The sequence below is a fragment of the Tardiphaga sp. 619_E2_N8_4 genome (genome assembly GCF_051810905.1).
Taxonomy (GTDB): domain Bacteria; phylum Pseudomonadota; class Alphaproteobacteria; order Rhizobiales; family Xanthobacteraceae; genus Tardiphaga; species Tardiphaga robiniae.
Genome location: NZ_JBPWQJ010000001.1, coordinates 2,130,555 through 2,155,135 on the forward strand (window position 1 = coordinate 2,130,555; position 24,581 = coordinate 2,155,135).

Sequence of the window (24,581 nt, forward strand, 5' to 3'; positions counted from 1 at the left end):
TTGACGAGCCAATTCAGACGAGAACGAGGCAATCCGGCGGTTCCTGCCGAATTGCCTCGTTGTATTCTCTTCGCAATTGCAAACGCGATGTCGCGTTCAACGACAGATCAAGCGAGCTTGACGGTCTCGGCCTTGAAATCCTTGCCGAGGGTCTCGAACACTTTCTTGACGATCCCCTTGGAGTCCAGACCCGCCTGGGCATACATCGCTGCCGGCGTGTCGTGATCCTGGAACATGTCGGGCAGCACCAGCGAACGCATGCGCAGACCGCCGTCGAGCATACCGTTGTCGGCGAGCAGCTGCATCACATGCGAGCCGAATCCACCAATCGAACCTTCTTCGACGGTCAGAAGGATCTCATGATCGCGGGCGAGCTTGAGGATCATGTCAGTGTCGAGCGGCTTCATGAAGCGCGCGTCGGCAATCGTGGTCGACAGGCCGTGGGCGGCGAGTTCGTCGGCGGCCTTCTCACATTCGGCAAGGCGCGTGCCGAACGACAGAAGAGCAACCTTGCTGCCTTCGCGGACGATGCGGCCCTTGCCGATTTCCAGGGGGATGCCGACTTCAGGCATCTCGACGCCGCGGCCTTCGCCGCGCGGATAACGCAGGGCGCTCGGTGAATCGTTGATGGCGACCTGGGTCGCGACCATGTGGACCAGTTCGGCCTCGTCGGAGGCGGCCATGATGACCATGTTCGGCAGACAGCCGAGATAGGCATTGTCGAATGAGCCCGCATGGGTCGCACCATCCGCACCGACCAGTCCGGCACGATCGATGGCGAAACGCACGGGCAGGTTCTGGATCGCCACGTCGTGGACAATCTGGTCGTAGCCGCGCTGCAGGAAGGTCGAGTAGATCGCGCAGAACGGCTTGTAGCCTTCGGTGGCGAGGCCAGCCGCAAAGGTCACCGCATGCTGCTCGGCGATGCCGACGTCGAAAGTGCGGTTCGGGAACGCCTTGTTGAAGATATCGACGCCGGTGCCCGATGGCATGGCCGCGGTGATGGCGACGATCTTGTCGTCCTTCTCAGCTTCCTTGACGAGGCTCTGGCCGAACACGTTCTGATAGGCCGGGGCGTTGGGCTTGGACTTCGACTGGGTGCCGGTGGCGACGTCGAATTTGACGACCGCATGATATTTGTCAGCGGCGGCTTCGGCCGGACCGTAGCCCTTGCCCTTCTGGGTCACGACGTGAAGAAGGATCGGGCCGGTCTCCATGTCGCGGACGTTCTGCAGCACGGGCAGCAGATGATCGAGGTTATGACCGTCGATCGGGCCGACATAGTAAAAGCCGAGTTCTTCGAACAGCGTGCCGCCATTGACCATGAAGCCGCGCGAATACTCTTCGACGCGCTCGGCACGGTCGGCGATCAGCTTCGGCAGATGTTTGCCGAGCTGCTTGGCGGCATCGCGCAGCGAGCGATAGGTCTTGCCCGAATACATGCGCGACAGATAGGCCGACATGGCGCCGACCGGCGGCGCGATCGACATGTCGTTGTCGTTGAGGATGACGATCAGGCGGGAATTCATCGCGCCTGCGTTGTTCATGGCTTCATAAGCCATGCCTGCCGACATCGAACCGTCACCGATCACGGCGATAACGTTGTTCTTGCCGCCGGAGAGGTCGCGGGCGACCGCCATGCCGAGGCCAGCCGAAATCGAGGTCGAGGAATGCGCGGCGCCGAACGGATCGTATTCGCTCTCGCTGCGCTTGGTGAAGCCCGACAGGCCACCGGCGGTGCGGAGCGTACGGATGCGGTCGCGGCGACCGGTGAGGATCTTGTGCGGATAGGCCTGATGGCCGACGTCCCAGATGATGCGGTCGCGCGGCGTATCGAAGACGTAGTGGAGGGCGGTGGTCAGTTCGACAACGCCGAGGCCGGCGCCGAAGTGGCCGCCGGTGACGGACACCGCATCGATGGTTTCCTGACGAAGCTCGTCGGCAACCTGACGAACCCGCTCGATCTTCAGCTTCCGGAGATCTTCCGGAGTCTTGATGGTATCGAGCAACGGTGTCTTACTAAAATCGGTCACGGCACTATTCCAATTTTACATGTCCGGGACTGCGTCTGGCTTCGGGGCCGTCGCGTTTCCGCGCGCCCACCGGACAACCGCAGCCTCCAGAACCGGGAAGCCTGTTTCGAGGCCTTATAATGGGCTTCGATTTTTCAGTGTGATATCTAACATGCTTGGCGGCGACTTCATCTGATCATTTTTGCCAGATGAATGAAGCGCTTATCTACGTTAACGGCCGGCGTTTCAGCCTGCTCGTCAGCGCATAGTCCTAGTCCCTTTACACCAAAGCGATAGCCAAAGCCAACCGCCGTGCCTGTGGGGGTGGCAGCACAAAGGCGCTATGGACATTCGCGCGGTGTGCCTAGCCGATGCGCCGGGCGACCGGTTCCGTCTCATGGGAACTCGTGTGGGTAGGGCTCTTTACGCCCAAATCGAGCTTTTTCCACGCGTTTTCGCGGGTAGTGGGGGGGCCATCGACCAACGCCAAAGTTGTGGCCGGCTGACTGACACGCCCCCTGAGAGGCACAGGCCCGCAAACAATCATGAAGAAATCGTAGGCATGCGGCCGCTCATTGGCCATGACGAACTGGAAGTGCACCCGGAAGAACTTCCAGCGGAACCGGTTGTAATGTTCCGGGCGGATGATTTCGCGGAACCGGACGGGGACGATGGTTGGATTCCGCCGGGCCGGGCCAGCGTCGATCCCGTGACCGGCGATGGGATCGAACGGAAAGAAGTTCATCACGTCCTTGCGGGACTGGCAGTCGATCCAGTCGATGGAAGGCTCCACGGCCAGCAGCCGCAAATTGTCGCGAAAGCCTTGCGCGACTCTATGGAAGCCGACGATCGGCATATTGCCGCCGAGCGTCAGCAGCACAACGCGAGGGCCGTGGCTGCCGAGTTCCGGATCGAGTTTCAGCGCGCGGGCGAGGATTTCGGAGCCAAGGAACGACCCGGAGCTGTGACCGACCAGCACGATTTCCTGCGCTTTGGTAGACTTGGCAACCTGGACCAGATGCTGCGCGAAGCGGTCGATCCGGGCGTCCCAGTCCGGCCGGTTGCCGTGGGAAAACTGCCAGGTGAAGATCGTGTCGGCCATCAGATAGAGCAGATAGGTGTGCTTTTCGGTGTATTTCAGCAGCGAGCCGAGCACGGCCACGAACACCGCCGCAGCGCCGCAGCCCACCAGAAATCCGTGTATTCCAAGCGCCTGCAGCCCTAACGCGAACAGCCAGGCGATGCCCGCCGACCAGATCGCTCCGTTGAGCAACAGGACGTGGGGCCAGCTGATGAAGGTGGCGAAGCGCCAATGCGCCTTCCAGAACCGGCCCATCGTACCGGAGAAGACAAGGCCCCAATAGATGGCGATGGCGTGGATCAGCGTGCGCCAGATCGGCACGGCCAGATCGCGCTGGATCATGTCTTCCCAGCGCAGGAAATCGTAATCGGTTGTGGTCTGCCAGCCGTCGCCGGAGGTTTCGATGCGCCAGGAGGCGGATTCATGCGCAAATTCGCCGTCCGTATGACCTTTCGGCCGGCTGACCGAGGTGGTCAGACCATAGAGCCGGCCGAACTTGCGCAGTTCGGTCCGAAACATGCGGTAATACTGCGAGAGTCCCCGCGGATCGTATCCCTGCACATAGATGACATGACGGTGCTGGACGCGCACGCTGGTTCCCCGGACTGACGGCGGACTATAAACAGGCCGCGCCATGCGCCAAGCGCTAATTCGGCCGCGGGGTGGTGCGAGGTCTCAGCCCGCGCGATTTCCTACTGGACGTCCAGCGGTTCGGTGCCGATCGCTTTGCCGTTCGAATCCGTGGTGATCTTGTCCACGCGGGCTTCAGCCTGACGCAGCAACTCGTCGCAGCGCCGTTTCAGCGCCTCGCCGCGCTCATAGATGGCGACCGACTCTTCCAGCGGCACCTTGCCGTCTTCGAGGCGCTTCACGATCGATTCCAGTTCTTCGATCGCGGTCTCAAAGGTCAGTTTCTTGACGTCAGCGTGAGTGTTCTCGGCCATTCGGTTTCCCGTGCGCGCGTTTTGGAAGGACGGAGTCAAAGATATGTTTGAGGGCGTATTGTGGCGGGTAGGTTTTGCGACCTGCGCCCCTTTCAGCGCGATGCCCCCATCAGCGCAGAAACATGGGCCGCAGCCGATTCTTTCAAGCCCTGAAGATCATAACCACCCTCGAGTACCGAGACAATGCGGCCACCGGCGGTGCTGTCGGCGAGATCCATCAGCTTGCGCGTCACCCAGCCGAAATCCTCGGCGTCGAGATTGAGCGACGCGAGCGGATCGCGGCGATGCGCATCGAAGCCGGCGGAGATGATCAGCAGTTCCGGTGCGAATTTCTGCAATTGCGGCAGGATGAGATTGTCGAAAGCAGAGCGGAATTTTGCACTGCCGTCGCCGTCATGCAGCGGTGCATTGACGACCGTGTCGTGCTCGCCGCGCTCCTGGGATGCACCGGTACCGGGAAACAGCGGCATCTGATGTGTCGAGCAATACATCACGGTGGGGTCGGCCCAGAAAATGTCCTGCGTGCCATTGCCATGGTGGACGTCGAAATCCACGACGGCCGCGCGGGTAATGCCGTAGGTGCGCTGCGCATACCGCGCTGCAATCGCGGCCTGATCGAAGAAGCAGAAGCCCATCGGTTTGTTGTGCTCGGCATGATGGCCGGGCGGGCGGGTCGCGACGAAGGCATTGCTGTGCTCGCCTTTCATTACCGCGTCGGTCGCCGCGATTGCGCCGCCGACGCCGCGCATCACCGCTTCCCAGGTGCCGGGGGACATCGACGTGTCGCCGTCGAGATAGACGAGGCCACTGCTCGGCGCGACATGGCGCAATTCATCGATGTAATGATTGTCATGGCACAGGCTGACGACGTCGAGGTTGCCCTCTGGCGCTTCGCCCCGCACCAGCGCGTTGAAGCGGTCTTCGCTGAGTGCCTGCGCCACCGCGCGCATACGGTCGGGGCGTTCAGGATGGCCGGGCGGGGTGAGGTGATCGAGCGAGGCCGGATGGCTCAGAAGAAGTGTCGTCATGCAAATGGTCCGCAAGCGCAGGGTGCGCTGGTATGATGAGACGATAACCTAGCCGGTCAGGTCAGGTTCCGATAGGGGGGCATCGCTGGTGCGGTCGTCCCCTAACAGAGCTACCGATCAGAATTATGGATCGCTTTCTTCACATTCGATTCATGTCGTTTCATCGACACCGCCTGACGCCGCGGAATTGAAACGCGCGTTAAGTCGCGGCTGCTATCGGTGGAGGCCGCGGCATTCTGCGGAGAAGGTGCGCATATTCCATCGTCGGACTCCGCAGTTGCGCTCGCGTCTGGGGTGGGTTCGTACGCGATGAGTGAATCGAAATATCCAAGGCGCGTACCCCATCTCTTGCGTTCGGTGTGGCCGTTCGTTGCCATCGTCTTGCTGCAGGCATTTCTCGCCGGCACCAGCATCCACATCCTGTCGTCGGTCCGCGCCTATGTCACCGGCGAAAGTCGATGGTCGAAGGGGCAGATGGAGGCGGTGCATGCGCTCAGTCTCTATGCCGAGACCGGCGACGACAGATATTATCGTCGTTATCAGGCGAGCATCGCCGTGCCGCTTGGGGATCTCATCGCGCGCCGCGCGCTCGAACAGCCGGTGCCGGATCTGCGGGCTGCCTATGACGGATTCCTGCAAGGCGGCAACGATGCCGCAGACATCCCCGGCATGATCTCGCTGTTTCGCAATTTCAGCAAGGTCGTCTATCTCGCCCGAGCCATCGAGACCTGGCACGCCACCGATCCCGTGATCCAGAATTTGGTCGATACGGCCGACGCCATTCACGCTAGCGTCACCGATGGCAAGGTGGGGTCGATGCGCCTTGCAGCCCTGAAGGCGCAGATCGACCAGATCAATGAACAGACCTCGCCGCTGGCAGTGGAGTTCTCCCGGCGCCTCGGCATCGGCTCCCGCGCCATTCAAGGCATTCTGCTGGTCGCCAATGTGCTCACCGCGGCGCTGCTGATCCTGCTCGGCATCTGGCGGACACGTAATCTGCTGATCCAGCGTCAGCGCTTCGAGACGGCGCTGAAGATCGAGAAGGAGCGTGAGCAGAAATACATCTCACGTCTCGCGTTCCAGGCCTCGCATGATGCAATGACGGGGCTGGCGAACCGCCGCGAATTCGAGCGTCGGGTCCAATACGCATTGCCGCGGATCGACGCTGATGCGCGGCCGCATGCACTGATGTTCCTCGATCTCGATCAATTCAAGATCGTCAACGACACCTGCGGCCATGCTGCCGGCGACCATCTGCTGCGGCAGGTCTCGGGCATACTGAAAAAACATCTGCGCCCGGACAATCTGTTGGCCCGCCTTGGCGGCGATGAATTCGCCGTGCTGCTGGAACGCTGCGAGCCGGATCGTGCAGCGGCGACCGCCGAGCGATTGCGGCGGACGGTGGAGGAGCTGAACTTCGTCTGGAACGGACGTTCGTTCAACGTCACCGTCAGTATCGGCCTCGTCTGTATCGCGCAGCCCGAGGTGACGCTGGAAGAGGCGCTACGCGCGGCCGATGCAGCTTGTTACATGGCCAAGGAGAAAGGCCGCAATCGCGTTACACTGCATCAGCCCAGCGATTCCGAATTGCTGCAGCGGTTCGGCGAAATGAACTGGGTGCAGCGCATTCACGATGCGCTGGAACAGGATCGCTTCTGTCTCTATGCCCAGAAGATCATTCCGCTCAGCGAGCGCGAGGATGGCACTCTGCATGTCGAACTGTTGTTGCGGCTGCGCGACGAGGCGGGGCAACTGGTTGCGCCCGGCCATTTCATTCCCGCGGCAGAACGTTATGGTTTGATGACGCTGATCGATCGCTGGGTGGTCAGGAATGCGTTCATCATTCTCGCCGCGCGATTGGTCGAAGGTGCGACGCCGGTCTCGACCTGCGCCATCAACCTGTCCGGCGCGACATTCAAGGATGAAAGCTTTCTGGACTATGTCCGCGAGCAGTTCCGCATCTATCGGATACCGCCGACCATCATCTGCTTCGAGATCACCGAGACAAGCGCCATCGCCAATCTCGCCGATGCCAATAAATTCATTCAGGCGCTGCAGCAGATCGGCTGCCGCTTCTCGCTGGACGATTTCGGCAGCGGCATGTCATCCTTCGCCTATCTCAAGCACCTGCCTGTGGACTATCTCAAGATCGATGGCTCCTTCGTCAAGGACATGCTCACCGATCCGATCGACCGCGCCATGGTCGAGATGATCAGCCATATCGGCAAGATCATGGGCAAGCGGACGGTGGCGGAATTTGTCGAGAGCGACGAGATCATCACGGCGCTCACGGAGATCGGCGTCGACTTTGCGCAGGGCTATGCGGTGGGCAGGCCGGAGCCGTTCGATGTCCATAGCGAGATCGATCGGAGAAACGTGGCGTAGAAGGTGAAGGCCGTTCAATTTCATGATCGTCATGGCCGGATGGCGCGAAGCGAGCTTCGCAATAATCCCAGGCTTCTCCCCACGTCATGGCCGGGCTTGACCCGGCCATCCATCTTTCTTGTGCGACGGTGTGCGGGCCAAGCTGGATCCCCGGGTCAAGCCCGGGGATGACACCTGTGGGTGCGGCGCCGATAGCGCGTCACGTCATTCACGGATTCAACTGTCAAACAGCCACTGCTCTTCAGACATGCGTCATCACCCCTGTTGTTTACGGCGCGGGGGCGCCGTCGTCGCTTGCATTCCCGCCCCTTGTGAGAGGGCGTGCGGAACGCCGGGTGCCCGTTGCACCCTTGGGCCTGATGCGAATGCGGTCTTCCGCAATTTAGAGTGCATCAGGACTTTCGGAGGCGCCGAGCAAGTGCCCGACGTTCCGCCTGCGGTGTTTTTTCGGTTGCTTGCACTTTGCCTCGACGAACGATCCGATCGCGAATTAAAGTCCCAAGGCGATGGGAAGGGAGCCTCAAGCGAATAGGCCGGACACGTTTTGACTTGGTCGTCCGTCACACTGTCCAGGGCTCTGTCCATCCCAAGGTCGGTCGTCTCCTTGCCAGTGGCAGTGCTGGCGCAGATCCGTCCTGCCCGAAGACAGACGTCCCCCATGAACCGCGCGACGCCGCATCTCCGGCGTCCACCGCATCCCACCCCGCGAACGTGACGATCGCGATCGCCCCTCTCGGTGGGGCAGGACGGAGGGGAATATAAACCTGATGGAGATGCTGTCAACGGGATTTAGGAATAAATGTTTTGGTGCGTTCCGCGCGGGTCTATCTCACACTCGTCATTCCGGGTCGCGGGCGGCTCTCGCCGAACGCGAACCCGGAATCTCGACATGGGACTCTCTGATCGTGCCAAACACACCGGGATTCCGGGTTCGCGCTCTGCCGGCTTCGCCGGCGACGCACGCCCCGGAATGACGAGCTTGGGTCGAGATCCCGGGCCGGGGAATGAAGAGCCAAGATGATCGCTTCAGAATGACAGCTTCCGGCAGACAGGCGTTCCCCTAATCCACCCGCGCAATTCGTCCCAGCGGCATCGGCGACACCGGGCTGTTGGCCTTCATGTAGGCGTTCAGCGCATCGACATCATAGACGCCGACCAGCGGCTCCTTGCCCTCTTTCAACACCGTGAAGCCATCGCCGCCGACGGCGAGAAAGCCGTTCACGGTGACGCGATAATTTGCTGCGGGATCGATCACCTTGCCCTCCAGCATCATGCGCCCGGGCGGGACGCGCTGACCCGCCGCCGCCGTGTTGTCCCACGCGTAGCTGAAGCCTTTCGAGACCTGCAGGATGCGCGGCCGGCTCGGGGTGTTCCATTGCTGCTCGAGCATCGCCTTGATTTGCGTGCCTGTGAGCGTCAGCGTCACCAGCTGATTGCGGAACGGCTGCGCTGCGAAGACGTCGCCATAGGTCACGCTGCCGTCGACCGATTTGGTCATGTCGGCGCGGATGCCGCCGGGATTGGTAAAGGCGATCACGGCGGCGCCGAGATTGCCGGCCGATGTCGCCGCGAGATGTGCGTCGGCGATGATATCGCCCAGCGGGCTTTCGCCGGTCGTCATGTCGGGCATGCGAGACAGCGCTGCGGTGATCGATCCGGCAGGGCGACTGGCAATGGGCGCGGCAACCTTGTCATAGGCGGCAAGCAAGGCCGTCTGGGCGGGATCTGCGGGATAGGTTGCCGTGCGCACGATGACGTTGTCGGCCTTGGCGCTGATGACGTCCTGCGTCGTGCGATCGAGCTTGAGATCGATGGTGGTAACCAGCGTGCCGTATTTGTCGCCCGACGTGACGAGTCGTCCGTCGATCTGGCAGGTATAGGCGCGGTGGGTGTGACCGCTGACGACGACGTCGACCGCCTTGTCGAACTTCTTCACGATATCGACGATCGGTCCGGAAATACCCGGACATTCATTGTAGTCGCCGGTGGGGAAGCCGCCCTCATGGATCAGCACCACGATGGCCTCGACACCCTTTGCCTTCAGTTCGGGCACCAGCGCGTTGACGGTGTCCGCTTCATCCCTGAATTCGAGACCGGCAATGCCGGGCGGCGCCACGAGGCCGGGCGTGCCTTTCAGCGTCAGGCCGATGAAGGCGACGGGAATGCCGTCGAATGTCTTGATCTGATAGGACGGCAGCAGCGACTGGCCGGTCTTGGTATCGATGGTCGAGGCGGCGAGATAGTTGAACGTCGCGCCGGCAAAGGGATGCGGGCCTTGGCAGCCATCGACGGGATGGCAGCCACCGTTCTGCATGCGCAGCAGCTCGTCGCGCCCTTCGTCGAATTCGTGATTGCCGACCGAGGCGATCTCAAGGCCCATCATCGACAGTGCCTCGATGGTCGGTTCGTCATGAAACAGCGCGGAGAGAAATGGGCTGGCGCCGATCAGGTCGCCCGCGGCCACGAATACGCTGTTCGCCTTGCCGGCGCGGAGCTGCTTGACCAGCGTCGCCATATGCTCGGCGCCGCCGGCGGGCACGGTGATCTTCTTCGTCCTGTCGGCGGGATCGTCGATACTGATACCGCCGGGGGCAGGGCGCAGATTGCCGTGGAAGTCGTTGATGGCAAGGACGGTGACGTCGATGGGGGATGTTGGGGTCTGGGCATGGGCGGCCGGTGCTACACATAATAGTGCGCCAGCTAGAACAGTGCACGCAGCGAGCGCTGCATTCTTAACCTCTCCCCGTGCTTTACGGGGAGAGGTCGGATCGCTTTTGCGATCCGGGTGAGGGGCGGCGCAAGGGCATTGCCATTCGGGAGAGCTATCGGGTCGCATGATTTTGAGCATCTTGTATCGATGATTGAGGACTTTGGCGTCTCAGTGCGACAGCGATGTGATCCGCTAGATCTCCATCGATGCTGGCATGGTGCCATGCCCCTCACCCGCCGCGAAGACGCGTCGACCTCTCCCCGTAAGCACGGGGAGAGGTTAGATTACGCCTTCTTGCGCGCGAAGAACGCCTTGAAAGCCGCGCTCGCTTCCTGCGACTTCATGCGCTCGCCGAACAGATGGCTCTCCTGATCGATGCGCCGCGTGAGATCCTCGGGCGGGAGCTTCAGCAGCCGGCGCGAGATTGCCACGGCTTCCACCGGTAGTGCGCAGATCTCGCGGGCGACCTTGCGCGCTTCGACTTCGGTGTGACCGGGCGGCACGATTTCGTTGATGAAACCGGCGGCCTGGCCATCTTCCGCCGTCATCGTGCGGCCCATCACCAGCGCGGCGAAGGCCCGCTGATGACCCATTGTGCGCGGGAACAGCAGGCTGGAGGCGGCTTCCGGCACCAGGCCGAGATGAATGAACGGCGTTGAGAAGGTTGCGGTGGTCGAGGCCAGCACATAGTCGCAGTGGAAAAGCATGGTCGTGCCGATGCCGATGGCAATGCCATCCACCGCGGCGATGATCGGCTTGGTGTTCTGCGCCAGCGAATACAGAAACTTCACGGCGTTCGACGCGCGTGGGGACTCGGCCTTTTCGGCGCTGTCCTTCAGAAAATCCTGCAGGTCGTTGCCCGCGGTGAAGGCGCCGGAGCCGCCGGTGATGATCATGCAGCGGATATCGGGATTGTTCTGCGCGGTGTCGATCGCGTCCGACATGGCGTGATACATGTCCTGCGTCAGCGCGTTCTTCTTTTCCGGCCGGCGCAGCGTGATCACGCGCGTGGCCTCGTCGTCGGTCACGATCAGATGTTCGGTCATGTCAATTCCCTGGCATAGCCCATAGCGCCCCGCAAAAAGCGCGGCTGGCACGTTTCCTCTGCCGGATATTACATCAATCCGCTGCGGCCGATATGGAGGGCGATGGTTTATGCCAGCAAAACGGCATCGGCCGACATCACGGATTCACTGGAGTCCATCACGGTGCGTTCAAGCGAACCAGCCTGCACCGCAACATTCTCGGCGAAGAACCGCGCCAGTGTGACATAACGCGTCGCGTCGCTGCCGCCGTCGATGTCGCGCGCTGCAAGCGCCTCATTGGCCAGCATGCATCCGCCGAGCGCGGAGCCGAACAGCCGCAGATAGGGCGTGGCGCCGGACAGAGCGTCGTTTGGCGCCGAGGCCAGCTTCTCCAGCAGCCACTTGCTCGAACGCTCCAGCGAGCCGAGCGCGTCGCGGAGTTTTGCGCCGGTGGTGCCGAAGGCGGGATCGTTGGAGGCCTCGACGCGCGACACGATGCCGCCGAGTTCGTCCAGCAGTGCCCATACGGATTCGCCGCCCGATGCCGCGAGTTTGCGCGTGACGAGATCGATCGACTGGATACCGTTGGTGCCTTCATAGATCGCGGTGATCCGCGCATCGCGGTAGTGCTGTGCCGCGCCGGTCTCTTCGATGAAGCCCATGCCGCCATGGATCTGCACGCCGAGTGACGTCACTTCGTTGCCGATATCCGTGGAGAAGGCCTTGGCGATCGGCGTCAGCAGTGCGCCGCGTGCCGCCGCTTCGGTGCGCACCTTGGCGTCGGGCGAACGTGCGGCGATGTCGAGCGCCACGGCGGTGGCGTAGCAGATGGTCCGCGCGGCGGCGGTGAGGGAGCGCATCTGCATCAGCATGCGCTTGACGTCGGGATGCACGATAATCGGGTCCATGCCGGCCGTCTTGCTGCCGATGCCGCGGCCTTGTTTGCGCTCCTGCGCAAAGGCCAGTGCCTGCTGATAGGCGCGGTCGGCAATGCCGACGCCTTCAAGGCCGACGCCGAGGCGGGCCTGGTTCATCATCGTGAACATGCAGAGCATGCCGCGATTTTCCTCGCCGATGAGGTAGCCGACCGCGCCGCCTTTGTCGCCCATGGTCATGGTGCAGGTGGGGGAGGCGTGCATGCCGAGCTTGTGTTCGACGCCTGACGCATGGATGTCGTTGCGCTCACCGAGCGAGCCGTCGGTATTGACGAGAAATTTCGGAATCAGGAACAGCGAGATGCCCTTGGTGCCGGCGGGTGCATCGGGCAATCGTGCGAGCACGAAATGCACGATGTTGTCGGTCATGTCGTGATCGCCATAGGTGATGAAGATCTTGGTGCCGGAGATGCGATAGCTGCCATCGGCCTGACGCTCGGCACGCGAGCGCAGCGCGCCGACATCGGAGCCGGCCTGCGGCTCGGTGAGCTGCATGGTGCCGGTCCATTCACCGGTGACCAGCTTTTCCAGATAGATCTTTTTCAGCTCATCGCTGCCATGGGCGTCGAGCGCTTCGATGGCCGACAGTGTCAGCAGCGGGCAAAGGCCGAAGGCGATGTTCGACGCGCTCCAGATTTCGGTGCAGGCGGCATTGATCGCCAGCGGCAGGCCCTGGCCGCCGAAGGCTTCGGGGCCGGAGACGCCGTTCCAGCCGGCGGCAGTCCAGCGCGCATAGGCATCGGGCCAGCCGGGGGCCGTGGTGACTTTATTATCCGTGAGCTTGATGCCGTTCTTGTCGCCTACGGTATTGAGCGGCGCCAGAACGTCACTGGCAAAGCGGCCGGCCTCTTCGAGCACGGCAGCGGTCATATCGGCGTCGAAATCGCCGTAATGGCCGGCTTTTAGGGCCGCCTGCAGGCCGGCGCCGTGATTCAGGGCCAGCAGCATGTCGTTGATCGGTGCTCGGTAGGTCATGGCATCTCGCTCCCAGAAATTCTTTGGGTACACTTTTTCAGCTTTCCGCCGTCTTCCCACGAAACGGGCGGCTCCTCAACACGCCAAAGGGCGCATCCGGGGCCCGCTGTGGCTGGGGCGGCAAGATCCGAGCCTCCGTATGGGGAAACGAAATCCGCCGACTTCTGCTGCAATATCAATGGCTATCTTGAAGCTGACTTGTGCGATACGACGCATCCATGTTGATGCGGATCAAAAGCTGGGCCCGGAACATCAAGACGGACACGCATGCCGTCTATCTCGCCGCGCGCGATCCGCGGGTGCCGTGGTTTGCGAAAGTTCTCGCGATCGCTGTCGCCGCCTATGCGCTGTCGCCGATCGATCTCATTCCGGATTTCGTGCCGGTCCTTGGCTATCTCGACGACCTGATCATCGTGCCGCTGGGTATCTGGCTCGTGGTGGCGCTGGTCCCGGGCGAGGTGATGGCGGAGTACCGGATCAAGGCGCGCGAGGCTGCAGAACGCCCGACCAGCAGATCGGGCATGATCGCCATTATCGTATTGTGGCTCGCCAGCGCACTCCTGCTCGGGTGGCTCGGTTATCGCTACTGGATGCGGGCCTGATCGCCCACGCCCGTCAGAACCTGACCTTCACACCGGCATAGAAGGCGCGGGGCCGCGCCGGGCTGACCGAACGTGCGTCCGTGAACTGGGCGCCGCCATTGGCAAAATTCGGCACCGAGTCGGTCTCGAAGAAAGTCCCGTATGTCGAATAGCGTCGATCGAGGATGTTGTCGACGCGGGCGAAGACCTGCACGGATTTGTCGATCTGGTACGACGCGTGGGCATTGAACACGGTATAGGCTTCAAGTTTCGGTGCCTGGTTGGAATCGTCACCGACGAAATACTGGCTGCTGACGAACAGCGCATCAGCCCCGACTTTGAAAGCGTCGGTCAGTGCATAGTCGAACCCGGCCTTGACGCGGTGACGCGGGATTGCCGGGATCTGGTTGCCGGGCAGGATCTGGACGTTGCCGTCGTCATCCTTGAACGGGCTGTTCGAGCCGATCGCGAGCGGATCAAGGAAGCGCGCATCGACGAAGGCATAGCTCGCATAGAGCTGCAGGGTCGGTGCACGCAGCGTGACCTCCGCCTCGATACCCTGCCGGCGCGTCGAGCCGACATTCTGGAAATAGCCATAGCCTTGCAGCACCGGGCTCGGGATTGCGAGAATGTCATCGGTGTTGGTGGCGCGGAAGGCGCCGAGCTTCCAGCCCAGCGTGCCGGCATTCAGCTCTTTGGTGCCACGCAGACCAGCTTCTATCGTATGCGAAACCACCTGCTTGAGCGGCGGATCGGAGATCAGGAAGGCACCGACGATGCAGGGATTGGCGGGGTCGGCACAGCCGAGTTCCAGCGGGGTCGGCGCGCGGTTGGCTTCCGAATAGCCGGCATAGGCCGTCAGTCCAGGCGTGATCTTGTAGGTACCGCCGATGATCGGATTGAAACGGTTGAAAGTGTGGTCACCGTTGAGCGCGGTGCCGATCTGATCCTCGAGCACGATCTGCGCCGTGTTGAAGCGACCGCCGCCGGTGATCGAAAAGGCATTGGTCACATCGAACGTGTCGAGCGCGTAAATGCCGCCATAGCGATTGGTGGTCCGCAGCGACACCGGGCCGATCGCGATCGGATCGCCGGACTGACCGAGGGAAATCCCGCTGCCGGTGACGATGTAATCCGGGCCGATGGTGCCGAGTTCGGCGCTGGCCGTGAAGTGACTGGCGCTGGACGAATAGCTGGCGCCGACGACAAAGCGGTTGTTATGGCCGAACAGCTGATCGGTATTGGTCGCCTGCAGGGAGCCGCCCACCGTGGTCGAGCGCGTCGAGGTGCGATCATTCTCGCCAAGAACCGCGCCGGGCGCGAAGGGATTGGCAATTTGCGCGCCGTTGAGGCCGTTGGCCGGCGTGTCGTCATCGCCGAAGCACAGGAGGGTCGGATCTTCGCAGGGCTGGGTGCCGGTTGGATTGCCATCCTGGGTCTTGTTCCGGAAGAAGCGAAGATGCGCCGCCGCCTCCACCGTCCAGGTCGGCGTCGCCTCGACCTTTCCAGTGAAATTGAGATAGCCGACGCGGTTATTCGAGGTCTGCGGCGTCGTATAGGTGGCGCCATAATTCTGCTGCAGCAGCTCGACCGGAACGGTCGCCGAGGCGCCAAACTTGTTGTTGGCGACGCCCATATTGAGGTGAAGCTCGCTGCTGTCGCTGCGGTAGCCCACATCGCCATAAAAGCGTCGGACGTCCGATGTCGCGAAGTTGCGGAAGCCCTTGTCATGCAGGCCTTCGAGCGCGCCATAGACGGCGAATCCCTCGACCTGCTTGCCCCACTGCGCCGAGCCCTGGATGCGGCCGAACGAGCCGCCCATCGTGCTGAGCTCGGCTCCCTGATAGTTGAAGCCGTCCTTCATCTGGATGTTGACCGCGCCGCCCAGCGCGTTGAGGCCGAAGGCGGGATTGTTGGTGACCACGCTGACCGAGCGGATCGCCGCGGTCGGGATCAGGTCCCAATTGACGGTGTCGCCGAAGGCCTCGTTGATACGCACGCCATTCTGATAGACCGCGAGCCCCTGCGGCGTGCCAGCCACTGGCGACGCCACGAAGCCGCGAAATTGCAGATCGGGCTGAAAGGGATTGCCCGCGACTTCGTTGATCAGAATGCCGGGCACTTGCTGCTGCAGGGCATCAGTAACGTTCAGGGAATTGGCACGTTCGATCGCGCGCGCATCGACATAATTGATACTCGCCGTGACCTTGTCGACGTCGATGCCGGAACGCGACGTTGGCGTGGTCGGATAGACGTAGACCGTACGCGGCCGCTCGGCGACCCGCTGGGTGGTCTGACGCCGGGGGCCGCGTTTGCTGGCGGTGGCAGGGGCGGACACCACCACGGGGGGCAGCACCTGCGGCTCTCCAGGCGGACTTTGCGCAAAAGCCGTTTCGGAAACCGGTAGAAGACCCGTCGACAGCGAAGCCACGACCAGCACTCTTACGCGCATCTGTTTCACCCCATTCCGCGTCGGCGCTCTGATGGCACCGTTCGGTAGCGTGATACTAGCGAGTGTGAGAGGCTGCGCTATCTGCAAATGTCGAAATCCGTCTCAGTTATTTTCCCGATAAAGTCGGGACAAATTCCCGATCGCGCGTAACAGGCGGATTTGGCAGCGGCTCCGTCACGGGAATGATAGCCTCGACACTCACACCGTCCACATCAGATCTGACCGTGAGCGTCCCGCCCAGGGCCCAGACCCGCTCTCTCATGCCGACCAGACCAAAGCCGCCATTGCGATCAGGATCGAGGCCGCGGCCATTGTCACGCACGCGGACCAGTACATTGTCACAGTCAGGCTTCGCGGCCGTCCCCATCGCCGGTTCGATGACCACGCTCACGGCAGAGGCTTGCGCGTGGCGGAACACATTGGTGAGTGCCTCCTGAACGACGCGATAGGCGGTCAGCTCGGCAACCTCACCAAGGGGAGCAAGCGTCGGCGATACCAGGCTCTCGATCATGACCTCCGGATGGGATTCGCGCCAGAGACGCAGCAAGACCGTAATGGCACCGGACAAGCCGAGATCCGTCAGCCCGACCGGTCGCAATCGCTCGAGAATGCGGCGATTGAACTGCTGCAAGACATCGACCTGCGCCAGAATGGCAGTGCCATGCCTCGACAAGGCACCCGTGCCCGACGGATCGTGATCGGCGAGGCGCATCACTGCGCCCGCATGGGCGCGCAGGGCGAACAGATACGGCCCGAACTCGTCATGCAGTTCGCGTGCGATATCCTTGCGCTCGATATCCTGCAGCGAGACGGCCCGTTGGGCCAGACGCCGCCGGTCCTCGAGCACATCGCCCAATGTGGCTGCGAGATGATTGAGCCGGATGCAGAGTGCGGCGAGTTCCGGTGCTCCCGTGGGGGCGACGCGTGCCTGATAGTTCCCCGCTTCGATATCGACCATGGCCTGCGACAATGCATCGAGCGGCGCCAGCGCCCGCCGAACGACCAGGCTCGTGACGACGAACAACACCATTGCAACGATCAGACTGAGTGCGAGCTGGGTGACGATGCCGTCCCATATTTCCCGCATCTCGTCATCGGGATGCGAGGTGATCAGCAGCGTCTGCCGCTTCTCGCCAACCATCACCGACACCGACTCCGATATCCGCTCCGGGTGTATCAAGGATACGAACCACGATGGCGGAGAGCCTGCACCGTCGCTCCGATCCTGACCGTCACTCTTCGGGGACGGCATGTTCCCATCGCCTTGCCTGACAATACTGACATGTCGCAATCGATTGAGATCGGCGACAATTTTATCGAGCCGCGCATTCGGATCCTGCGCTTCGCTCAGGCCAGTTCCGATGCTTTCGATGACTTCGCGCGTCAGCCGGATCACGCTCTGGTCCTCGGCCTGGACGCGCGGGCCAGCTTCCAGCGCGAGCCGCGCGACATTGGCGACCAGGCCAAGAGCGAGCACCAGCGCGACCAGAAGATTGATCCGCGCGCGCAGCGAAAGATTCTGCCACATGACCATGCTTTCACTCGCATCTCGCCTGCATGCCGCGACTATGAACTTGACAGTGAAATTCGACGGCGATCATATCGGATCGAGACGACCTTCGATTGTCAATCATGTCACTCCAAAGGCGCGCGGCTGATGCAGCGCAGCAATCGAGGAGCAGGCCGAGACTTGCTGACAGAGTTCTTGCCGACAGAGTTTACGGGGTTAACCCATGCGCGTTCTGATCGTCGATGATCACCCCATCGTCACATCGGGTTGCCGCGCGGTGTTCGCGGACGATCCGGAGATCGAACTGCTGGAAGCGTCCGATGCCGCCAGTGGGGAGCAGGTTTTCCTGACCGGAGATCCCGATATCTGCATCATCGATATCAATCTGCCGACCGTGTCCGGATATGAACTGGCGCGGCGCATCCTGCTGCGCGACGACACGATGCGCATCATCATGTTCAGCATGAATGACGACCCGATCTTCGCTGCCCGTGCGATCGAGAGCGGCGCCAAGGGCTATGTCTCCAAGACCGGCGACCCACACGACCTGCTGGAGGCCGTCTATGAGGTTGCGCGCGGCGGCGTGTATCTGCCACCGGCGATGGCACGAAGCCTTGCTTTTGCCGGTCCTGCGCTGACGCAAAGTCCGCTGTCGAAGCTGAATTCGCGCGAGATGGAGATCCTGCGACTGCTCGGTGCCGGCAAGAGCCTTGCCGAGATTGCATGGATGGTTCACGCTTCCTACAAGACGGTCGCCAATACATCGTCACTCATGCGGCAAAAGCTCGGCGTCCGCAGCTCCGTCGAACTGGTGCGCTTCGCCATCGAGCGTGGCATCGCCTGACCGGGCGTCCCTGACCGGATATCACCTGTTTCGGCGATGTCGCATCGCTGCCGCACCCAACCTGTAAAGTCATGACCATGCAGACAGTTTCGCTCAATCGATCATATGGCGGCACGCAGGGTGTCTACAAACACGCCAGTCGTGCGACCGGAACTGACATGACATTCTCGGTCTATGTGCCGCCGCATCAGGACGGCGCCAGGCTGCCCGTGGTCTGGTATCTCTCGGGCCTCACCTGCACCCACGCCAATGTCACCGAAAAGGGCGAGTTTCGCGCCGCATGCGCCGAACTGGGGCTGATCTTCGTTGCGCCGGACACCAGCCCGCGCGGTGCCGATGTTCCCGGTGACGCCGACAATGCCTATGACTTCGGGCTGGGCGCCGGCTTCTATGTCGATGCCACCCAGGCGCCTTATGCGCGCAACTATCGCATGTGGAGTTATGTGACCGAGGAGCTGCCGCAGCTCGTGGCCGATCAATTCCCGATCGATAGCGGCCGTCAGTCGATTCTGGGCCATTCCATGGGCGGGCATGGCGCGCTGACCATTGCGCTGCGTCATCCTGATCGCTACCGCGCGGCCAGCGCTTTCGCTCCGATCGTGGCGCCGTCGCAGGTGCCGTGGGGGATCAAGGCGCTGGGCGGCTATCTCGGCGACGACAAAGCGGCGTGGCGAAAGCACGATGCGGTTGCCCTGATCGAGGACGGCGCGCGATTCCCCGAATTGCTGGTCGATCAGGGCGACGCCGACAATTTTCTGGCCGAACAATTGCGGCCTGAACTGCTGCAAAGTGCTTGTAAAAAGGCAGGCATTGCGCTGACGCTGCGCCACCAGCCCGGCTACGATCACAGCTACTATTTCATCTCGACCTTCATGGCCGATCATCTGCGCTGGCACGCGGCGCGGCTTAAAGGGTGAGCAGCGGCTTGCGTTACTGCGGCTGCGGGGCGCCGTAATTCGGTGAGAGCAGGCGGTTGCGCACCAGATAGCTCGTCGCGCGCGACCAGCTTTCGTCGGTGTTGCCGCGCAGGTCAGCGCTCATGGTGGCGACCAGTCGCCCGGTGTGAACATTCCGCAGGGTGATGTTCATATTGAGGATCAGGTTCGAGACCTTCTGTACGAGCCCCGTAATGACAAGGTCGGCACCGATCTGCTGCGCGAGTTGTACGTCACAGCCGCCGCATGCCTGCAAGTTACGGCCTTGCGCCGCAACATTGAGGGATGACATATCCAGCAGCTCGAAACGGCCGGATTGCTTCATCTCCTCGCGAAGCTGGTCGGCAGCATGGAGCAGTCTTGCCTGCTCGTCGCTGCGGCGTCCCTTCACCTCGCCTTCGAGGCTCGTATCCAGCCATTCGAAATTGAACACCGCCACTTTAGGCGCTGCGGCGTGAGCCGTCGCTGTCATCATCAGTAACAGCACGGTGATCGATAGGGCTCTCATCGCGGACCTCGCATCATTAAAATGCAACGCGTCGGCAGAATCCGAGGTTGCAAGCTACGATAATTGGTTCATGTTTCAAGCACGAGACCCTTCACCGGCGCCAAGCCGGGAAGGAGTAGCCGGAGGGAACATGATACGGTGGTTGATCGGCGCGATCAGTCTCTGCGCCGTGACGTCGTCTGCGCTGGCGGCCGAACCGCTGACGATCAGCATCGGTTATCTCGGTCAGGCCGGCATCAAGGCAACTCTTTCGCTGGTCGAATTACCGTCCGAGAACGATGGCATCGCCGGCGCGCGGCTCGCCATCGAGGATAACAACACCACTGGCAGGTTCCTGAAGCAGCAGTTCGGGCTGGAGGAGATCCGTGTGAAGGAGGGCGACGATGTCGCCGCAGCCGCACGCGATCTCGCTGGCCGCAGCACCTTCATCATTGCCGATCTGCCGCCCGATGCATTGCTGCTGGCGGCCGATGCGGTGCGTGACCGCGGCGGCATCCTGTTCAATGTGGGTGCCGCCGACGATCGGCTGCGCGAGGCGGACTGCCGTGCCAATGTGATCCATATCGCGCCGACGCGATCGATGCTGGCGGATGCGCTGGCGCAGTATCTGGTGTGGAAGCAGTGGAAACGCTGGCTGCTCGTGGTCGGTTCGCATGACGACGACCGGCTTGAAGCCGACGCCTATCGCCGTGCCGCCGCCCGGTTCGGCGCAAAGATCGTGCAGGAACGTGTGTTCGAGGACACGGGCGGCGCGCGGCGCACCGATAGCGGCGTCACACTGATCCAGCGCCAAATCCCGGTTTTCACGCAACAGGCACCGGCCTATGACGTCATGATCGCCGCCGACGAGAGCGAAGTCTTCGCCTCCTATTTGCCGTATCGCACCTGGGATCCGCGGCCGGTCGCGGGATCGGCGGGTCTGGTACCGACCAGTTGGCATGCTGCACAGGATCAATGGGGCGCCGTGCAGATCCAGAACCGCTTCACCAAACTGAATGCGCGCCGCATGACAGCGCGCGACATGCAGGCCTGGCTCGCGACCCGCATGATCGGCGAAGCCGCGTCCCGCACGAATTCGGGCGATGGCAAAGCCATTCTGGCGTTTCTGAAGTCGCCCGATTTCTCCATCGCCGGCTTCAAGGGGCAGCGGCTCACCATCCGAGACTGGAACCTGCAGCTACGCCAGCCGATCCTGCTGGTCGACGGGCGCATGGTGATTTCGGTATCGCCGCAGGACGGCTTCCTGCATCAGGTCTCGGAGCTCGACACGCTCGGTATTGATCGTCCGGAAAGCAAATGCAGGCTGCAATGATGATGAACAGATCGAAGATGCTGTGCCGCGTCTGGCTGTGCGGAGCAGCGACATGGCTTGCAACAGCGGCGCCTGCATCGGCCTTTCTCGCTTATGTGTCGAATGAGAAGAGCAACACGGTCTCGGTGATCGACACCGATAGCTGGACCGTCACGGCGACTATCAAGGTCGGTCAGCGTCCGCGCGGCATCGAACTGACGCGCGATGGCAAATCGGTACTTGTCGCGGTCGGCGACGACGACACCATTCAGATCATCGACGTCGCCAGTCAGAAGGTGGTCGACTCGCTGCCGTCCGGTCCTGACCCCGAGCTGTTCACCCAGGATGCCGCCGGCAAGGTTCTCTATGTCGCCAATGAGAACGACAACACGGTGACCGTGATCGATCTCGAAAAGCGCGTGCGCATGGGCGACGTGCAGGTCGGTGTCGAGCCCGAAGGCATGGCGATCAGCCCTGACGGCAAGATCCTGATCAACACGTCTGAAACCACCAACATGGCGCATTTCATCGACACCGCGACGCGCGAGATCGTGGCCAATGTCCTGGTCGACGCGCGTCCGCGCTTCGCCGAATTCAAGCGCGACGGCTCGGAACTGTGGGTGTCCTCAGAGATCGGGGGCACCGTGTCGGTGATCAATCCCACCAAGCGTGTCGTGACCGACAAGATCGAGTTCAACATTCCCGGTCTGCGGCGCGAAGCCATTCAGCCGGTTGGCATCGGCATGACCCGGGACGCCAAAATCGCCTTCATCGCGCTCGGCCCCGCCAACCGGATCGCCGTCGTCGATGCGGCGACCCACAAAGTGATCAAGTATCTGCTGGTGGGCCAGCGGGTCTGGCACATGGCGTTTACCCCCGATGAGAAATATCTGCTGGTCACCAATGGCGTCTCCAACGATGTCTCGGTCATCGATGTCGCTGCGCAGAAAGTCATCAAGACCATTCAGGTCGGCGAATTGCCCTGGGGCATCGCCATGGCACGGCCATGACCACCATCGACACATCCCGGCCTGAACAGGTCGCGCACGACGCGCCGGAGCCGATTGACGCGCCGGCGGTCACACCCGCGCTGTCGGTCGCAGGCATCAGCCATTGCTATGGCCGTCGGCAGGCGCTGTCGGATGTCTCCTTCAATGTCGCGCCGGCGAGTTTCACGGCTCTGCTCGGCCTCAATGGCGCGGGCAAGAGTACGCTGATAGCGCTGATCACCCGGCTGTTCGGCATTCAAACTGGACGGATCAGCGTATTCGGCCACGACATCAGCGATACGCCGAGCGATGCCTTGCGGCTGCTTGGCGTGGTGTTTCAACCACGTACGCTCGATCTCGATCTGTCTGTCATGCAGAACCTGCTCTATCATGCCGCGCTGCAGGGCATCGCGCGGCGCGAAGCCCGGCTGCGCGGCGACGAGGTGATTGCGCGCATCGGCCTTGCCGACCGGGTGAACAGCCGGGTGCGCGATCTCTCCGGCGGACAGATGCGACGTCTCGAGATCGCCCGCGCACTGCTGCATCGGCCGCGGCTGCTGCTGTTGGACGAAGCGACAGTTGGTCTCGACGTGCAGGCGCGCGCCGATATTCTTGCGCATGTCCGGATGCTGGTCGCGGAACAAGGCATCGGCGTGCTGTGGGCAACACATCTGTTTGACGAGATTGCCGCCAGTGACGATCTTGTCGTGCTGCATGGCGGTCATGTGCTCGCGCGCGGTTCCGTGACGCAGATCCTCGGCGAAACCGGCGCGCCCAATTTCGACATGGCTTTCCGGAGCATGACCGAGGCGGCCGACCGGCGCGGGAGGTCATTGTGAGTACGACATTCGTCACGCATGAGCGTCGCAAACTGGGTTTCGGCAATTATCTAACCTGCCTCAACGGCATCCTGTGGCGGGAAGCGCTGCGCTTCCTGCATCAGCGCGAGCGTTTCGTTTCGGCGCTGGTGCGTCCGCTGGTCTGGCTGTTCATTTTCGCCGCCGGCTTTCGGCAGGTGCTTGGTATCTCGATCATCCCGCCTTACGAGACCTATATTCTCTATGAGGTCTATATCGCGCCCGGTCTTATCGCGATGATCCAGCTGTTCAATGGCATGCAGTCCTCGTTGTCGATGGTCTATGACCGCGAGATGGGGAATATGCGGACGCTTCTGGTCAGCCCGCTGCCCCGCTGGTTCCTGTTGGTGTGCAAATTGCTGGCCGGGACAGTCGTCTCCCTGCTGCAGGTCTATGCATTTCTCCTGATCGCATGGTTCTGGGACATCGCTCCGCCGCTCATTGGCTATCTCACCGTTCTACCGGCGTTGATCTTGTCCGGATTGATGCTGGGATCGCTGGGCATGCTGATCTCGTCGCGCATCAAGCAGCTGGAGAATTTTGCGGGGGTCATGAACTTCGTGATCTTCCCGATGTTCTTTGCGTCGTCCGCACTCTATCCTTTGTGGCGCGTGCAGGAGGGCAGCCCGATGCTCTATTATCTCTGCCTGTTCAATCCCTTCACCCATGCGGTCGAACTGATCCGTTTCGCGCTCTATGACAAGGTCAATTGGGTCTCCCTTGCCGTTGTCGCAGGCTGTACCGCCGTCTTCATGATCGGTGCAATCATTGCTTACGATCCCGGCCGCGGCCTTGCCCGCCGGGCACCAGCCGGGGGCGAGACATGAACAGACCGATCGGCGTCATCACAGCACTCTTGTTGATCTGGTCGGGCACTGCGCAGGCCGCCGATCCGCGTTATCCCGACTGGCCGTGCGTTCAGGCCAAGGTGCCGGAAATCTCGCTGGCTGCCGTCTGGGCCGGACCGCCGATCGACGATGTCGCCAGCGCCTGGAAGGACGACGCCGAGGTCAGCGCGCTTGTCGAACGTCTGGCGACACGGCGCGTACCCGTTGAGGAAGCCCAGAAGGCGGTCACGGACTTTCTGTCGCGATCGCCGGACAAGGCCAGGTCAGGCAAACTGATCTTCGCCGGGCTGTTCGACAGCCTGAACGCGCAGCGCGCGACAGTGCTGGCCGGCCTCGAACGCGTCACGCGTAAACAGCGCGAAGCGGCCGATCGGGTCCGCGCCGACACGGCCATGCTGCAGACGCTGCAGAGCGCGTCGCCGCCCGATCAGGCGAAGATCGACGAACTCAACAACAAGCTGCTATGGGAAGCCCGCATCTTCGACGACCGGCGCCGCGTCGTGACCTTCGTCTGCGAGGTGCCGACGCTGATCGACCAGCGGCTGTTCGCGCTTAGCCGCACCATCCAGCAGGAGATGGAATAACATCGCGTGCTAGGGCGTGGACCTATAAAATCGGCTGCTTGGAGTAGGCTCGCTTGATGTCCGCTTGGCACCCAACACTGGCGGAAA

19 protein-coding genes are annotated in these 24,581 nt (G+C 62.0%); 9 read left to right on the top strand and 10 right to left on the bottom strand.

The window, feature by feature from the left end:
- Positions 1–107: 107 nt before the first annotated feature.
- From dxs to AB8A23_RS10145, 4 genes are all read right to left on the bottom strand, one after another.
- Positions 108–2,033 (bottom strand): 1-deoxy-D-xylulose-5-phosphate synthase, encoded by a 1,926-nt coding sequence (dxs, locus tag AB8A23_RS10130; RefSeq protein ID WP_089265987.1) that lies wholly within the window; start codon positions 2,031–2,033, stop codon positions 108–110.
- A 343-nt stretch (positions 2,034–2,376) separates the two neighbouring features.
- Positions 2,377–3,684: an alpha/beta fold hydrolase gene (locus AB8A23_RS10135; RefSeq protein WP_147421567.1), complete on the bottom strand. Its 1,308-nt coding sequence runs from the start codon at positions 3,682–3,684 to the stop codon at positions 2,377–2,379.
- A 101-nt stretch (positions 3,685–3,785) separates the two neighbouring features.
- Positions 3,786–4,037: an exodeoxyribonuclease VII small subunit gene (locus AB8A23_RS10140; RefSeq protein ID WP_068734542.1), complete on the bottom strand. Its 252-nt coding sequence runs from the start codon at positions 4,035–4,037 to the stop codon at positions 3,786–3,788.
- 92 nt (positions 4,038–4,129) lie between these two features.
- Positions 4,130–5,065: a histone deacetylase family protein gene (locus tag AB8A23_RS10145; protein ID WP_089265990.1), complete on the bottom strand. Its 936-nt coding sequence runs from the start codon at positions 5,063–5,065 to the stop codon at positions 4,130–4,132.
- Between the two features lie 309 nt (positions 5,066–5,374).
- Here AB8A23_RS10145 and AB8A23_RS10150 point away from each other — a divergent pair, with 309 nt between their 5' ends.
- Complete coding sequence (locus tag AB8A23_RS10150) at positions 5,375–7,450, top strand: putative bifunctional diguanylate cyclase/phosphodiesterase (protein ID WP_439059824.1); 2,076 nt, start codon at positions 5,375–5,377, stop codon at positions 7,448–7,450.
- Between the two features lie 1,060 nt (positions 7,451–8,510).
- Here the strand turns inward: AB8A23_RS10150 and AB8A23_RS10155 are convergent.
- From AB8A23_RS10155 to AB8A23_RS10165, 3 genes are all read right to left on the bottom strand, one after another.
- A complete protein-coding gene (locus AB8A23_RS10155; protein ID WP_120287994.1) occupies positions 8,511–10,286 on the bottom strand; it encodes a bifunctional metallophosphatase/5'-nucleotidase in 1,776 nt (591 codons plus the stop codon).
- Positions 10,287–10,444: 158 nt separating this feature from the next.
- On the bottom strand, positions 10,445–11,206 hold the full coding sequence (locus AB8A23_RS10160) for a crotonase/enoyl-CoA hydratase family protein (protein WP_093757040.1): 762 nt from the start codon (positions 11,204–11,206) through the stop codon (positions 10,445–10,447).
- A gap of 107 nt (positions 11,207–11,313) precedes the next feature.
- On the bottom strand, positions 11,314–13,095 hold the full coding sequence (locus tag AB8A23_RS10165; RefSeq protein WP_120287042.1) for an acyl-CoA dehydrogenase: 1,782 nt from the start codon (positions 13,093–13,095) through the stop codon (positions 11,314–11,316).
- A 218-nt stretch (positions 13,096–13,313) separates the two neighbouring features.
- Between AB8A23_RS10165 and AB8A23_RS10170 the strand changes: the two genes are divergently transcribed.
- Positions 13,314–13,697, top strand: a complete 384-nt coding sequence (locus tag AB8A23_RS10170) for a YkvA family protein (protein ID WP_184511907.1) — start codon at positions 13,314–13,316, stop codon at positions 13,695–13,697.
- Positions 13,698–13,710: 13 nt separating this feature from the next.
- Here AB8A23_RS10170 and AB8A23_RS10175 read toward each other — a convergent pair whose 3' ends face one another.
- The gene (locus AB8A23_RS10175; RefSeq protein WP_120287040.1) at positions 13,711–16,128 is read right to left on the bottom strand and encodes a TonB-dependent receptor domain-containing protein; all 2,418 of its coding nucleotides are present in this window, start codon (positions 16,126–16,128) and stop codon (positions 13,711–13,713) included.
- Between the two features lie 106 nt (positions 16,129–16,234).
- Positions 16,235–17,656 carry a histidine kinase gene (locus AB8A23_RS10180; RefSeq protein WP_120287993.1) on the bottom strand — a complete coding sequence of 474 codons (1,422 nt, stop codon included), beginning with the start codon at positions 17,654–17,656 and terminating at the stop codon, positions 16,235–16,237.
- Positions 17,657–17,861: 205 nt separating this feature from the next.
- On the opposite strand from AB8A23_RS10180, the gene AB8A23_RS10185 reads away from it, so the two are divergent.
- Both AB8A23_RS10185 and fghA read left to right on the top strand, forming a co-directional pair.
- Positions 17,862–18,482: a response regulator transcription factor gene (locus AB8A23_RS10185; RefSeq protein WP_068734560.1), complete on the top strand. Its 621-nt coding sequence runs from the start codon at positions 17,862–17,864 to the stop codon at positions 18,480–18,482.
- A gap of 71 nt (positions 18,483–18,553) precedes the next feature.
- Positions 18,554–19,399 (top strand): S-formylglutathione hydrolase, encoded by an 846-nt coding sequence (gene fghA, locus AB8A23_RS10190; RefSeq protein WP_120287039.1) that lies wholly within the window; start codon positions 18,554–18,556, stop codon positions 19,397–19,399.
- 13 nt (positions 19,400–19,412) lie between these two features.
- Here the strand turns inward: fghA and AB8A23_RS10195 are convergent, their stop codons facing one another.
- Positions 19,413–19,925 carry a DUF3280 domain-containing protein gene (locus tag AB8A23_RS10195; RefSeq protein ID WP_439059823.1) on the bottom strand — a complete coding sequence of 171 codons (513 nt, stop codon included), beginning with the start codon at positions 19,923–19,925 and terminating at the stop codon, positions 19,413–19,415.
- A gap of 130 nt (positions 19,926–20,055) precedes the next feature.
- On the opposite strand from AB8A23_RS10195, the gene AB8A23_RS10200 reads away from it, so the two are divergent.
- Genes AB8A23_RS10200 through AB8A23_RS10220 form a run of 5 tightly spaced genes read left to right on the top strand, consistent with a single transcriptional unit; the run spans position 20,056 to position 24,494 of the window.
- Positions 20,056–21,237, top strand: a complete 1,182-nt coding sequence (locus AB8A23_RS10200) for an ABC transporter substrate-binding protein (protein WP_120287038.1) — start codon at positions 20,056–20,058, stop codon at positions 21,235–21,237.
- 17 nt (positions 21,238–21,254) lie between these two features.
- Entirely contained in the window at positions 21,255–22,226 is a 972-nt protein-coding gene (locus AB8A23_RS10205) for a YVTN family beta-propeller repeat protein (RefSeq protein WP_439060541.1), read from the top strand.
- Positions 22,223–23,044, top strand: coding sequence for an ATP-binding cassette domain-containing protein (locus AB8A23_RS10210; protein WP_120287037.1), 822 nt, complete (start codon positions 22,223–22,225; stop codon positions 23,042–23,044). Before AB8A23_RS10205 ends, AB8A23_RS10210 begins: the two co-directional genes overlap by 4 nt.
- Positions 23,041–23,889 (top strand): ABC transporter permease, encoded by an 849-nt coding sequence (locus tag AB8A23_RS10215; protein ID WP_120287036.1) that lies wholly within the window; start codon positions 23,041–23,043, stop codon positions 23,887–23,889. Before AB8A23_RS10210 ends, AB8A23_RS10215 begins: the two co-directional genes overlap by 4 nt.
- Positions 23,886–24,494, top strand: coding sequence for a hypothetical protein (locus AB8A23_RS10220; RefSeq protein WP_120287035.1), 609 nt, complete (start codon positions 23,886–23,888; stop codon positions 24,492–24,494). The genes AB8A23_RS10215 and AB8A23_RS10220 overlap by 4 nt, the downstream gene beginning before the upstream one ends.
- Positions 24,495–24,581: the final 87 nt, after the last annotated feature.

Coding starts and splice junctions, on each gene's coding strand:
- AB8A23_RS10140 (WP_068734542.1), bottom strand. CDS start 4,037: ATGGCCGAGAACACTCACGCTGACGTCAAGAAACTGACCTTTGAGACC.
- AB8A23_RS10145 (WP_089265990.1), bottom strand. CDS start 5,065: ATGACGACACTTCTTCTGAGCCATCCGGCCTCGCTCGATCACCTCACC.
- AB8A23_RS10150 (WP_439059824.1), top strand. CDS start 5,375: ATGAGTGAATCGAAATATCCAAGGCGCGTACCCCATCTCTTGCGTTCG.
- AB8A23_RS10155 (WP_120287994.1), bottom strand. CDS start 10,286: ATGCGACCCGATAGCTCTCCCGAATGGCAATGCCCTTGCGCCGCCCCT.
- AB8A23_RS10160 (WP_093757040.1), bottom strand. CDS start 11,206: ATGACCGAACATCTGATCGTGACCGACGACGAGGCCACGCGCGTGATC.
- AB8A23_RS10165 (WP_120287042.1), bottom strand. CDS start 13,095: ATGACCTACCGAGCACCGATCAACGACATGCTGCTGGCCCTGAATCAC.
- AB8A23_RS10170 (WP_184511907.1), top strand. CDS start 13,314: ATGTTGATGCGGATCAAAAGCTGGGCCCGGAACATCAAGACGGACACG.
- AB8A23_RS10175 (WP_120287040.1), bottom strand. CDS start 16,128: ATGCGCGTAAGAGTGCTGGTCGTGGCTTCGCTGTCGACGGGTCTTCTA.
- AB8A23_RS10180 (WP_120287993.1), bottom strand. CDS start 17,656: ATGTGGCAGAATCTTTCGCTGCGCGCGCGGATCAATCTTCTGGTCGCG.
- AB8A23_RS10185 (WP_068734560.1), top strand. CDS start 17,862: ATGCGCGTTCTGATCGTCGATGATCACCCCATCGTCACATCGGGTTGC.
- fghA (WP_120287039.1), top strand. CDS start 18,554: ATGACCATGCAGACAGTTTCGCTCAATCGATCATATGGCGGCACGCAG.
- AB8A23_RS10195 (WP_439059823.1), bottom strand. CDS start 19,925: ATGAGAGCCCTATCGATCACCGTGCTGTTACTGATGATGACAGCGACG.
- AB8A23_RS10200 (WP_120287038.1), top strand. CDS start 20,056: ATGATACGGTGGTTGATCGGCGCGATCAGTCTCTGCGCCGTGACGTCG.
- AB8A23_RS10205 (WP_439060541.1), top strand. CDS start 21,255: ATGCTGTGCCGCGTCTGGCTGTGCGGAGCAGCGACATGGCTTGCAACA.
- AB8A23_RS10210 (WP_120287037.1), top strand. CDS start 22,223: ATGACCACCATCGACACATCCCGGCCTGAACAGGTCGCGCACGACGCG.
- AB8A23_RS10220 (WP_120287035.1), top strand. CDS start 23,886: ATGAACAGACCGATCGGCGTCATCACAGCACTCTTGTTGATCTGGTCG.